Raw genomic sequence first — 12303 nt, forward strand, 5'->3', positions numbered from 1 at the left:
CATTCTAATATTCGGGCTGGAAGGGATATTTAGCCGACCCCACCCTGAACATCGGTGAGCGTATCCTCCACATTGGTGCACTGCTTCTTCTGGGGGAGTTGCTCCACCGCAGAGGCCAGCTCTGCCAATACGGTTGATGAGGAAACCCGGTCGGCTTCAAAAGTTACCTGGATTGCAGGTTCTCGGCCAAAGGTTTCTGCATACCATGTTCCCGTTGCGGTTTGCTCTGATGATTGGGCCTGTTCCTTATCGGTGGGTTTCACAATCCAATCAACACCATTGACCGACTGGCAGGGGTCTGAGACCGGGTCGGTGGGGAGCTCTACACCGCATTTAAGAACAATTGCCGTGGGTTCACCCCAGGCTGTTGTCGCCTGCGCTGTCGTTTCCCGTTGGTCTAAACCGCTTAGGGTTTTGGGCATGGCAACCATAGCTTTGGCGCAGGCAGGATTGGTGGCATCGGGCGCGGGCTGAAGATTAACCGCGCTCGGTCCGCAGGCGGTGATGCTGGCAGTTAGGACAAGGAGAGGAAGAATCTTTTGATGGTCTATGCTCACCTGCCCATTGTATAACTTTCGCTACTTGAGCCCCACCTGACGGCTTGAAACGGTGGCTGATTTGCCAGTGATTGGGTAGTGTGGTGGTTGATGAATTGAACACTATCGGACCAGTAGAGCCCGTGATCACCGGGGGAGGAACCCCCCAAGGAGCCAAAGAATGAACACCAGCAAAAAGACAGTGCTTGTTGCATGTTCGGTGGCTTCGCTTGCTCTGTTGCCGGTACAGCTACACGATGAGGGTAGCCAGGCAATGGCACTTCCAGCAGAGATGCTGCCAATGCTAGCGACTTCTGCGCAAGTCCAAGAAGTACTTCCCACCAACCCGGAGCCCACCCCTAGTGCAGCGGTTGAACCGCCCCTTGAACCCCTTCCGTCCGATGCCCCGGTCCCGCGGGAAGATCCGGTTCCCACTCCGACAGAAGACCCCGTTTCACCCACGGAACCTGTACCCACCCCCACGGAACCTGCTCCTTCTGTGCAGCCGGTGCCTACTCCAACAGAGGAACCGGTGCCTCCGGAAGAGCCGGCTCCCACTCCAACAGAAGACCCCGTTTCACCCACAGAACCTGTACCCACCCCCACGGAACCTGCTCCTTCTGTGCAGCCGGTGCCTACTCCAACAGAGAACCCGGTACCCCCTACGGATCCTGAACCAACCCCGGTTACTCCCTTACCACCGGTTGAGCCTGCACCCCTTCCAAGCTCAGAGCCTGTGCAACCGCAACCGGTTCCTGTTCCGGCTGAGCCGGTCAACCCTGCGCCCGCACAAAGCCAGGAACCTATGAACCCCTCCAACCGGCTGGCTACTACTCAGCAGGCCCCGGTGCCCGTTCAAGCCAGCACCGACAGGCTAGCACCAGCACCGAGCCTGCAAGTGCTCGGGGCTGAGCCTCCCGCCACAATGGATGCTGATACCAGCAAAGTGAACCGGTCGCCGGTTGGCAGTTCGGTACTCGGGTTGACGAGCGCCCCGCAGCAGAACTACAGCGGTACACCTGACTGGGTTGAAGGCTTCCTCAACGCGAGCGACCAGAACGATTTCGGTGATACCGCCAACAACTCTAACCAGGCCGCAGGTGTGATTGGGGCTGAAGCTCAGGGATACCAGTTTGAACCAACCGGCGGGTCGAACGTATTCCAGCGCGGTATATCGATTGTGACCGGTGCGCGCCCGCTTCTTATCTTCAGCGGTGTGGCGGTGGCCGGTCTTGCGCTGGTTGTCTTCAACTTTGTGTGGCGCAACCGAAGCCCAAAGGCATAACTTTTACCATGACTCTTGTTTCTTCTGTGAGTGAGGGACAGCTCTTGGCTACATTCCTCCCTACCATCCAGGAACATAACGCCAAGGCCCAGAGGCTGACCCCGGGTGCAAGAAGCCTGGTTCTGGGGCCGGGCGATGACTCCGCTGTACTTGACCTGAGCGGTGGACTGACCGTCATGAGTACCGATACTCAGACGCAGAACCAGGATTTTCGTCTCTCCTGGCCTAGCGGTAGAACCAGCGGGGGCTATGAGGTTGGCTGGAAGGCCGCAACGCAGAACCTTGCAGATATTGCGGCTATGGGAGCGCGTCCGGTTACCCTGCTTGTTTCGCTAACCCTTCCGCCCTCTACCCCTCTCGCCTGGGTCAAAGATTTCGCCCGAGGCCTGGTGGACTCTTGCACCGCACAGGGTGCAGAGACCTGCTCCATTTCAGGGGGAGATGTGGGCTCCGGTACCGAGATTTCAGTCACGGTTACAGCCCTTGGCCTGGTTCAAAAGCCTGTCACCCGCAGCGGTGCTCAAGCTGGGGACGCTATTGTTCTGGCCGGAGCGCTGGGTACCGCCGCGGCGGGGCTGGCCTTACTTGAAAACTCGGAGTTGCCCGAAACCCTTTCCCCCCAAATCGAGGCCTGTATCGAAGCCCAGCAACGCCCGGTCAGCCCGCTGGCCGCTGGTATCCAAGGCGCCGAAAATCTTACGTCTCTTATGGATGTATCGGATGGTCTTGTGCGTGATGGCGGGCGACTGGCTCAGGCATCGGCTTGCGCCTTTGACATCGACACAGCTTCTTTGGCTCCCTGGCTACTTGAGCTGAGGGAATCTGCTCTTCTCCTCGCGGGGGCTGAGGGCCAGAAAGCTTCTGACCTGGCTTTAGGCTGGGTTCTGACAGGCGGCGAAAACCATGCCCTGCTGGGTACCAGCCCACCTGAGCAGATACCAGCCGGGTTTACTAGAATTGGGACGGTGAGCCCAGGTACCGGTGTAACAGTCGATGTGCACCCCTATACAGCGAAAGGATGGGATCATTTTGAGGCAGGTTCCCGCTAACTGGTGGCTCAGCTGGTTGCTAGGCGGACGTACCCAGCTAGTCGAACACCGTGCACTTTTGAACCGCATCAATGTCTTTCCTGTAGCTGATGCCGATACGGGTTCTAACTTGAGCGCCACCCTGGGGTGGGCTGCTGATAGCGCTGGTATGGCCGATGATCCGACTCTCGCCCTGGCGGCTCGTGCCGCCTTGCGGGGTGCCCGCGGGAATTCGGGTACCCTGCTTGCGGTGTGGCTCTTAGGTTTGGCGAGGGAGCTGGGGCCGGTAGGCGAACTTGAACCTGTTACCACCGGTATACCTGAGGAAAATTCAGCTCTAACCCCCGCGTTTCTAGCCAGTGCTTTCAAGCGTGCCGCTCGTGACGCTCGCTCGGCCCTGAGCCAGCCCGCTGAGGGAACCATGCTGACGGTTATGCAGGCCATTGGGCAGGTTCCCCCCGCTGATGACTGGCTCGGCTACACCTCACAGCTCTTGCAGGGCGCTGAGACTGCTGTGCGGGAAACTGCTCAGGCCTCTCACGCCCGCAACGGTTGGGTAGATGCCGGTGCCCTTGGTTTTTTGCTAGTTCTGGTAGCGCTGGCTACTGAGCTGAACGGCTCTGCACCTACTAAGACCTACGCAGATCTTTTGGAAGAGAGCCCCGCGCCTTCTTGGCCTAATGCCCTCCCTCCCTTCTCACAGCGCTCCAAGAAATCTGGCTCAACCGTAGAGGTCATGTGCGATATCCATTTGCCTGTACTCGAAGCCAGTCAGCTTCGTAGTGCCCTTGACGCTGTGGGTGATTCTGTGTCAATAGCCCAGGTAGAGGCCGGTAACGAAGCTCTTTGGGCTATTCATGTGCATACACCCACCGCAGCGGATGCCCTCACAGTGCTTGAAGCCGCTGGTGAACCACTCAACGTGCGCATCAGTAACCTGGCTCCTGGTGACAGCGAACCTGCATTAGCGGGGTGTTCGCATGACTGAACCCGGACAGGGGCTCTTTGACCTGCCCGAAAAAGCCCCAGCACCTCGCCGGACTTCCACAAAAAACGCAAGCCGCAAAAATGGCGCTCAGAAAACTGGCACCGGATCAGCAGGCACACAAAAAACCGCTCGGAAGACTAAGAACAGCGCCTCTACCCGCCGCCGCACAGTTAAAGAGCTAGACCCCAAAGTAGGGGAGGTTATCGAAACCTACGCCAGTGAAGACCGGTTAGAGAACGCCCCCCTCAAAAACTATCTGGGTGCGAGCACCGCTAAGGCACTTGCGAGGCACCTGGGTCTTGAAACGGTGGGCCAGGCGCTCGAATACTACCCGCGCAAATACCTGCCGCGCGGGGAACTCACCCCATTCTCATCGCTGGTTGAGGGGAGCGAAGCCACGATTGTTGCCCGGGTACTGAAAGTAACCACCCGGCAGATGGCCTCCCGCCGCGGTTCCATTACCGAAATTACTATCACCGATCAACTAACCGATCAGCCTCCAAGTCCCGCCATAGAATCCTTGCGACCCAACCCCAATGCCTACCGGGGGGCTGGCGCCCCGGCTGCCTATCAGCCCGGCTACAGTAACCCTCGGCTTCAAGGATCAGCCGGTGCTATGGCCGGTAGCCCAAGAAGCGACTATGGGGCCGGTCATGGTTTTAAGCTCGGTGCTGTCTTCAACAGCTATGCTCCTGGCTCCTACGCCATGGTGGGTAACAGCGACACCATGACCCTTAGTTTCTTCAATGCCTGGACGGCGGCCCGGGAAATTCACGAGGGAGACCAGGTCATGTTCTCGGGCAAGGTGGGTACCTACCGTGGTGAGCTGACGCTTACCAACCCCCACTACGCCGTGATAGCCGACCGTGCTTCGGGCATGGCTCCGGGGGCCAGCGCCGAAGCTATCGAGCGTGCCAAAGCACGGGCTAATGCCCCCATTCCGGTCTATAAGGCAACCCCCAAATACCCTACCGATAGGGTAGCCGCTGCGCTGGAAGCCCTCTTGGAGCGCCTATCTCTCAAAGAGCTGGAAGACCCGGTCCCTTTCACCGTGCGCAAAAGCCGTAAAATTCCCTCTCTGGCCTGGACCTACCGGGCCGTGCACACACCCGATACCGAGCAAACCTGGCGGGCGGCCCACCACTCCCTGCGCTACCGCGAAGCCTTTGTGCTACAAGCGGCCTTGGCACGTATCCGTGCGGCTCGTGCTGCCCACCACACCCTTGCCCGCCCCTTTGTTCCCGGTGGTCTAGCCGATGCGCTGACGGGCCTACTGCCTTACAAGCTCACCGAGGGGCAAGAAACGGTAGGCGCTGAAATCAGGGACGACCTGGCTAGTTCCAGCCCCATGAACCGCCTGCTTCAGGGGGATGTGGGCTCAGGCAAGACAGTGGTAGCCTTGCGGGCTATGCTGCAGGTTGCTGACAATGGCGCCCAGGCCGCTATGTTAGCGCCTACAGAAGTGCTGGCCGAACAGCACTACCGGTCGGTTTGCCAGATTCTGGGTGATCTTCTCGATACCCGCCCATTCGATCCAGCCGCCGCTAAATCCGTGCATGAACCCCCGGCAGATAAAGGCACCGTCCGGGTGGTTCTGCTGACCGCCTCACTCAAAACAAAAGCCAAAAAAGAGGCCCTGCTAGCCATAACATCAGGTTCTGCCGACATCGTGATTGGCACCCATGCTCTGCTGGCCGATGCCGTGCAGTTCGCTGATCTGGGCCTGGTCGTGGTAGACGAACAGCACCGCTTCGGTGTCGAACAGCGTGATGCCCTGCGCGGCCCCGGCGGGGCGCTACCTCACCGCCTGGTCATGACCGCAACCCCCATACCTCGAACCGTGGCTATGACCGTCTTTGGCGACCTCGATACCTCGGTACTTGACCAGCTCCCCGCGGGTCGCCAAAAAATAAGTACACACGTCGTGCCCCTGGCCGAGCACCCTACCTGGGCCCAAAGAATCTGGTCTCGCGCCCGCGAAGAAATTGATGCCGGCCACCAAGTCTATGTAGTGGTGCCCAAAATTGGCGGGGGCGACAGCTCAGCAGAAACTGAAACCGGTGAAACCCTCTTTGGCTCTGCTACTGCCAGCACCGAGAGCGCTCGCGGTGGAGCGCTAGCATCGGTCGAGTCGGTCTTGGAAGACCTTGAGGGGGAACCCGCACTTGCCGGTGTTCGTATCGCCGGCCTGCACGGGCGTATGGATACCGCCGAGAAAAACCGGGTCATGACCGAGTTTTCTGATGGCCAGCTAGACTTGCTCGTTTCCACCACCGTTATCGAGGTGGGCGTGAACGTGCCTAACGCGACCCTCATGGTCATTATGGACGCTGACCGTTTTGGCATTTCGGGTCTGCATCAGCTGCGCGGTCGCATTGGCCGAGGCCAGCTCCCCGGAACCTGCCTGCTGGTGACAAAACAACCTGCGGACGGTGTCTCCCGGGAGCGCCTGGATGCGGTTGCCTCCACTACCGACGGGTTCGAGCTCTCACGGGTGGACCTTGAGCAGCGCCGAGAGGGCGATATTTTGGGGGCCGCTCAGTCGGGTAAGAAATCCACCCTAAAACTCTTGCGTGCTCTCACCGATGCCAAGCTGATTGAGCGGGCTAGGCAAGATGCCTTTGCCGTGATTGAGAGGGATCCGACTCTTGCTTTGCATCCCGACTTGGCTCGTACCATTGACCGAGCCTTGGACGCTGACCGTGAAGCCTTCCTGGGGCGGGGCTAGACTTTGGGAAGCGGAGTTCTTGGGCCATGAAAATTTGGGCAGAGCAGAACTTGTTCATATTTTGGGGTCACTGTAGACACTCACTTCACTGTGCTGTTTGTGCTGGAGGACTTCCCGAGATATGCCTATGATGGTTGTATGAAAACACTTAAAATCGTTACCGCCTGTGCTACCCTAGCCCTGGCTTTATCAGCCTGTGGCTCATCAACCGAAGCTGCCAAAACAGAAGAATCGGGCGCTTCGGCTACTGAGACCTCTACGAGCAATAGCTTCGCTGTTTCTTCAAGCTCGGCCTCTGCACGTGAGTCTGAGCAGGCTTCAGCCTCACCGACCGAGTCTGTTTCCAGCAGCTCGGCAAGCGCTTCAGCTTCTCATGACGTAACGTCTAGTTCAGCGCCGCTTCCAGCAGATATGACTATTTCTGCCGAGAAAGCAGGAGGTGCCCGCCCTGATGGAATCGCTCAGTTTGAAAAAGACGGTGCACAGCTTGAAGATAGCGGCTCATCGAAGGGTAGCCAGAAGTACATGTATCACGGCGATAATCCCAGGAACTACACCAACGTTCTCGTGTCCTACCTTCCCGGGTCTGACTACCAGACCCGCACATCTGGTCTGGATGAGAAACACGAAATGGGTAACGGTATGTGTGGCATGGAACATGAATCAGACAGCATGCGCTCTGAGAAATGCTACTTCCCTGTGGCAGATGGCGGCGTACTCATGTTAGCTGGTACGGTCGATAAGACCCGCACCGATGGCATTGAGGTGGATACACAACGTATTCACGATTTTGCGGCAGAATTTGTCAATCAGATAAAGAACTAGACTACTAGCAAGTAAACCATGGTGCCCCCGTTGAAGTCGGTGGTGCCATGGTTTTTGTCTAGCCTTGGTAGGTTGGTAAGTCGAAGCAGAATAATTATCAAGAGAGGACAGCAGTGAGCCGCATTATTTCTGGTTTGGCCGGAGGCCTACGCCTGGCAAACGTGCCCGGCGATAAGACCCGCCCCACAACAGACCGGGTCAAAGAAGCGCTGTTCTCCCGCCTGGAGAGCTACAACATGCTGGCCGACGTTCGTGTACTCGACCTTTTCGCTGGCTCCGGCGCGCTGGGGTGCGAGGCACTTTCGCGCGGTGCGGCCCATGTAGATTTTGTGGATCATTACCCCAAGGCAATAGCCGTTATCGAGAAGAACGCCCGGGCTCTTGCTCAGAGTGCGACCAGCGCCGGCTTAAGAGCAAGCACCAGCAGAATCCACCGTATGCAGGCCAAAACCTACTTATCCAGCTATAGCGGTGCGCCCTGGGACCTGGTCTTCATTGACCCTCCATACTCTGTCACGAACGCCGAGCTGGAAGAGCTGCTAGAACTATTGTCAGACTACCTGGCGCAGGGCGCTGTTGTAGTGGTCGAGCGTTCTACCCGCACTGGTGAACCTTCCTGGGGGACCGGCCTGGAACGGTTCGCTGAGAAGAAATACGGGGAGACTCAACTCTTCTATGCTGAACCTGCGCTTAGCACTTCCGCATAAAACCTCTCTTCATAACCTGCTAGGGGGTGGCCTTGATAGGGTAAAGGTATGACCCAAGAGCACAAACAACCCCAGCAACCCCCACCCTATGAGCCGCCGCCGTCAACAGGAGTGCCCCGGCTTCTGACTGAAAACTCTTTGGTGATTCAGCAGACCCGAAGTTTCCTCAGCAACGATTTTGCTCTTGAAGACGAGCGTGGGATGGTTTTGGGTCGAGTGCACACCACCGGCTCGCTAGCTGTCAATTTTTTGAAAGGTAATCGCTCCTTCGACCTGGTCGATGACCGTGGTCAGCCTCTTCTGACCATCCGTGACCCCTTTGACCTGGGTCTGGATCGCTACGAGTTGTATAAGCCCGACGGTAGCTTCTTCGCTCACGTACAGAAGCACTTTTCGTTCTTGACCAAACGGTTGAGCATTGAACTGCCCCAGCTCACCCTTAACCTTGAAGGCAACCTGCTTGAATACAGCTTCAATATTATGGCCGGTAGTACCGTTGCGGCTCAGGTTAGCAGGCAGTGGGGCGGTCTGACCTCAGCCATTCGAGGTAAGAGCCGCTACGGAGTGCATCTTGACCCGGTTGCTCCCGCTGAGGTCAGGCTTGCCATTATTGGTGCTCTGGTGGCTCTTGACCTGATTCGCGCCAAGGATAGTAAGTAGTTAGCCCGCACTGTATGCCAGGATACGGCTGGTCGCTGCTGCCAGTACTTCAGGTTTCTTGCAGAAAGCAAAACGAACGTAACCTTCAACCTGGGATCGGTAGCCCTCGGTGGTAAAGGCAGTGAGCGGAATAAGGGTGACTCCTGAGGCTTGGGGTAGTTCCTGGCAAAGCTCTTGAGCGGTTGTAAAGCCCTTTTGGGCCAGTACCTGAGCAACATCAGCCACAGCGAAGAAAGTACCCGCAGGCTCGATAATCTGCCAGGGGCTATCAGCTAGACCTTCAACTAGCACCCTGAGCTGGTGGGCGTAGCGTTCTTTAAGGCCCAGGTAGAAGTCATCACCTGAGGCAAGGCCTACGGCTGCCGCTTCCTGTAGGGGAGCGGCAGCACTGTGCGTGAAATAGCCTTTGACCATTCGTAGAGCGGACATCAGATGGGCAGGGCCGGTCATCCAGCCAATACGCCAGCCCGTGGCCGAATGCGTTTTAGAAATGGCCGAGACAGCGATAGTCCGTTCGGCGGCACCGGGCAGGGCCTGGATGGGGGAGTAGGGTGCTCCGTAGGTCAGATGCTCGTAGACCTCATCAGCTAGAATCACCGCATTGAATCGCTGGGCTAGCTCGACAATTTTTTCTTTGGCTTCCTGAGAGAAGACCATGCCTGTGGGGTTGTGAGGATCGTTGACGACAATGAGCGCAGTGCGGGCAGAGAAAGCCGCCTGGAGTGCTTCAAGATCGGGTTCAAAAGTGGGTGGCAGCAGGGGTACGGTACGGATGGTGGCTCCAGCCAGCGCTGCCGCCGCAGGGTAAAGGTCATAGTAGGGCTCAAAGAGGATGACTTCATCACCTGGCTGCACCAGAGCTGCTAGGGTTGCAGATAGACCTTCGGATGCTCCCGCACAGACCGTCACCTGAGTATCGGGGTCCAGCTCAAGGCCGTAAAAACGATGCTGGTGTTCTGCGATGGCTCCCCGAAGAGCAGGGTTACCTGCAATGGTGGCGTACTGGTTGGCACCGCGCGCTATTGCCTCAGCAGCGGCTTCTAACATGGCTTGGGGGCCGTCAGTATCGGGGAAACCCTGCCCTAGATTAATAGCGCCGTGGGCTTGGGCTAGGGCCGACATTTCCTCAAAGATAGTAGAGCGCTGGCTGCCGTCAGCTCCTAGCAGCCCGGTTGCCGCTCCTACACGCTCGTAGGGCTTGCTCATGCTGGCCTCCCGCTTGAAAGAGTCGGGAAAGCCTAGCTAAAAGCCCGACGGTTCCCAGTGGATTGTGTCCTCAACAGAATACAAGCTAAGCCAGGATACCCGGGGTACTGTGACACTGTATGTCATAGACCATGCCGTACTGTAGCCTTGACATATGCAAACTGTTGTCTGCCCGGGGTCTTTTGACCCTATCCATAATGGTCACGTCGAAATTATTACCCGAGCCGCCAAAATCTATGGCAACGTGTTGGTGGCTGTTTCCCACAACTCCTCCAAACAATACCGCTTCAGCCTTGAAGAGCGGGTGGCGATGGTGGAGGAAACCTTTGGGCTCTTCGCCGGTGTGTCTGCGGTTATCTTGCCCGAGGGTAAGCTCCTTGCTGAGTTTGTGCGAGAGCAGGGCTCTTCACTGATTGTCAAGGGGTTACGCAATACCGCTGACTTTGAATATGAGGCTCCTATGGCCTCTATGAATCGGCATATTGCTGGTGTCGAAACAGCCTTTATAGCGGGTGACCCCAAATACAACCACCTCTCTTCGACCATGATTAAAGAGGTTTCCGGGCTAGGTGGTGATGTTTCATCCTTCGTACCGCGTGCCACCCAGCGAGCCCTGCAAGAGTTGCCAGGCTAGGCTCATGCAGAAGCCCGCTTGGGGTCAACCAGGTAGAAGAGTGAGCTAGCCCTACTTGCTTCAAGGCTGACCTAGCTCTAAACTGGGTACTTGGTTTAAAACATTTGATAGGGAGTTCGTCATTTCACGAAAAGATTCATCGCCCCTGATGATCTCTGTAAGGGATCTAGCTCATCGCCCGGGTGCCATGGAGACCCTTGAAGAAGTTCTGCCAGCGCCAAGCGACTTTGGCAACGCTCTCATTGAAGCGGAAGAAGGAAGCGACATTGACCTCAATGTTCGCCTGGAATCCGTTTCAGATGGTATCTTGGTTACTGGAACTGCATGCGTTACCGTTAGCGGTGAGTGCAGTCTCTGCCTAGACCCGGTTGACTTTGAAGTTACAGCCGATGTTCAAGAGCTTTTTGTTTTCGAGAAGGCACCAGAAGGTGGCCCCGAAGATGAAGTAGATGAGCAGTATGCCGTAGAGAACGATGAAATTGATCTCGAACCGGCACTGCGGGACGCAGTGATTCTTCAACTGCCGTTCCAGCCTGTTTGCAGTGACTCCTGCCAGGGCCTGTGTTCCGAATGTGGCACACGCCTTGAGGACGACCCTGAGCACCACCACGAGGTCATTGACCCCCGGTGGAACGCGCTTTCTGCGTTGCTCAATGCAGACGAAAAATAAACTTATAAAGCGACAAGAGAAAAGAGATAGCTGTGGCTGTTCCCAAGCGGAAAATGTCCCGTGCTAACACCCGCGCACGCCGTTCCCAGTGGAAGGCGTCCGTACCTCAGCTGGTCAAGACCGTTGAAAACGGTCGCGTTACCTACTCCCTGCCCCACCAGGCAAAGCTTGTAACTGACTCAGCCGGCAACGAACTCTTCTACGAGTACAAGGGCCGCAAGGTAGCTGACGCGTAAGTTAGCGTTTGTATGACTAACTCTGCATCACAAGAGTTTATGAAACGTCTCGGTATCACACTCGATACCGAGACGTTTCAGCTTGCTATGACGCACCGTTCTTATTCTTTTGAGAACGGTAACGTGCCCCACAACGAGCGCCTAGAATTTTTGGGCGACTCGGTTCTTTCACTGGCCGTTGCCTCTGAACTCTACAAGAGGTTCCCGGACCTGGCCGAGGGTGAACTCGTTAAACGCCACCATGTGGTCGTTTCAACCCGGACTCTGGCGATGCTGGCGCGCAACCTCAAACTGGGCCCCTGCATCCTACTAGGCAAGGGTGAGAAAAAGACCGGTGGAGCGGACAAGGACTCAATCCTTGCAGACACCATGGAAGCTGTTTTCGGTGCCGTCTACATGGCCTACGGCCCCGCAAAAGCTCACGAGCTGGTCTTAGCTCATACAGCGCACCTGCTGGATGATCGTAAAACCCTCAACATTGGTCGTGACTGGAAGACCGAAATCCAGGAGTACGCCGCGGCGAACTCTCTGGGGGAGCCGGTCTACCGGGTGGAGGGTACTGGCCCTGACCATGCCCGCCGTTACACAGCCCAGCTACTGCTAGCAGATAACCTTATGGGTACTGGGCAAGGGACCAGCAAGAAAGAAGCTGAACGAATGGCCGCCGAAGAAGCCTACTACAGGGTCTACGGCGACAGTAAGTAAAGTCCCCTATGCCAGAGGGCGGGGGAAGCAAAGATTACCTCTGCTTCCCCCGCCCTCTGACTTTAAGCGGAGCCTTACCCAACCCTGAGCTAAGC

Annotated in this window: 13 protein-coding genes; 11 read left to right on the top strand and 2 right to left on the bottom strand. The window is 57.0% G+C overall.

All coding sequences use genetic code 11. The features are described 5' to 3' along the window. Positions 1–29: 29 nt before the first annotated feature. Complete coding sequence (locus ACN08V_RS04345; RefSeq protein ID WP_419104676.1) at positions 30–557, bottom strand: DUF3515 domain-containing protein; 528 nt, start codon at positions 555–557, stop codon at positions 30–32. Positions 558–717: 160 nt separating this feature from the next. On the opposite strand from ACN08V_RS04345, the gene ACN08V_RS04350 reads away from it, so the two are divergent. The 7 genes from ACN08V_RS04350 to ACN08V_RS04380 all read left to right on the top strand — a co-directional run bounded on the left by ACN08V_RS04350 (position 718) and on the right by ACN08V_RS04380 (position 8757). After that, entirely contained in the window at positions 718–1821 is a 1104-nt protein-coding gene (locus tag ACN08V_RS04350) for a hypothetical protein (protein WP_419104677.1), read from the top strand. 8 nt (positions 1822–1829) lie between these two features. After that, the gene (gene thiL, locus ACN08V_RS04355) at positions 1830–2870 is read left to right on the top strand and encodes a thiamine-phosphate kinase (protein ID WP_419104678.1); all 1041 of its coding nucleotides are present in this window, start codon (positions 1830–1832) and stop codon (positions 2868–2870) included. Beyond that, complete coding sequence (locus ACN08V_RS04360) at positions 2851–3837, top strand: DAK2 domain-containing protein (protein ID WP_419104679.1); 987 nt, start codon at positions 2851–2853, stop codon at positions 3835–3837. The genes thiL and ACN08V_RS04360 overlap by 20 nt, the downstream gene beginning before the upstream one ends. Next, positions 3830–6565, top strand: coding sequence for an ATP-dependent DNA helicase RecG (locus ACN08V_RS04365; RefSeq protein ID WP_419104680.1), 2736 nt, complete (start codon positions 3830–3832; stop codon positions 6563–6565). The genes ACN08V_RS04360 and ACN08V_RS04365 overlap by 8 nt, the downstream gene beginning before the upstream one ends. Positions 6566–6703: 138 nt before the next feature. Beyond that, positions 6704–7390 carry a hypothetical protein gene (locus ACN08V_RS04370; protein ID WP_419099487.1) on the top strand — a complete coding sequence of 229 codons (687 nt, stop codon included), beginning with the start codon at positions 6704–6706 and terminating at the stop codon, positions 7388–7390. Between the two features lie 113 nt (positions 7391–7503). Continuing rightward, positions 7504–8097 carry a 16S rRNA (guanine(966)-N(2))-methyltransferase RsmD gene (gene rsmD / locus ACN08V_RS04375; RefSeq protein WP_419104681.1) on the top strand — a complete coding sequence of 198 codons (594 nt, stop codon included), beginning with the start codon at positions 7504–7506 and terminating at the stop codon, positions 8095–8097. 48 nt (positions 8098–8145) lie between these two features. Continuing rightward, complete coding sequence (locus ACN08V_RS04380) at positions 8146–8757, top strand: LURP-one-related/scramblase family protein (protein ID WP_419104682.1); 612 nt, start codon at positions 8146–8148, stop codon at positions 8755–8757. Here the strand turns inward: ACN08V_RS04380 and ACN08V_RS04385 are convergent, their stop codons facing one another. After that, complete coding sequence (locus ACN08V_RS04385) at positions 8758–9963, bottom strand: aminotransferase class I/II-fold pyridoxal phosphate-dependent enzyme (RefSeq protein ID WP_419099490.1); 1206 nt, start codon at positions 9961–9963, stop codon at positions 8758–8760. It lies immediately after the preceding gene. Positions 9964–10117: 154 nt separating this feature from the next. Between ACN08V_RS04385 and coaD the strand changes: the two genes are divergently transcribed. The 4 genes from coaD (at position 10118) to rnc (ending at position 12208) form a co-directional block, all read left to right on the top strand. Then, positions 10118–10597 (top strand): pantetheine-phosphate adenylyltransferase, encoded by a 480-nt coding sequence (gene coaD, locus ACN08V_RS04390; protein ID WP_419099491.1) that lies wholly within the window; start codon positions 10118–10120, stop codon positions 10595–10597. Between the two features lie 187 nt (positions 10598–10784). Then, a complete protein-coding gene (locus ACN08V_RS04395; protein WP_419099492.1) occupies positions 10785–11267 on the top strand; it encodes a YceD family protein in 483 nt (160 codons plus the stop codon). Between the two features lie 32 nt (positions 11268–11299). Further along, the gene (rpmF, locus tag ACN08V_RS04400; protein WP_135011069.1) at positions 11300–11503 is read left to right on the top strand and encodes a 50S ribosomal protein L32; all 204 of its coding nucleotides are present in this window, start codon (positions 11300–11302) and stop codon (positions 11501–11503) included. A 12-nt stretch (positions 11504–11515) separates the two neighbouring features. Further along, positions 11516–12208, top strand: a complete 693-nt coding sequence (gene rnc / locus ACN08V_RS04405; protein ID WP_419104683.1) for a ribonuclease III — start codon at positions 11516–11518, stop codon at positions 12206–12208. The last annotated feature ends 95 nt before the right edge of the window (positions 12209–12303 follow it).

Origin of the sequence: Rothia sp. P5766 (genome assembly GCF_048513555.1) — a bacterium.
Lineage (GTDB): Bacteria > Actinomycetota > Actinomycetes > Actinomycetales > Micrococcaceae > Rothia.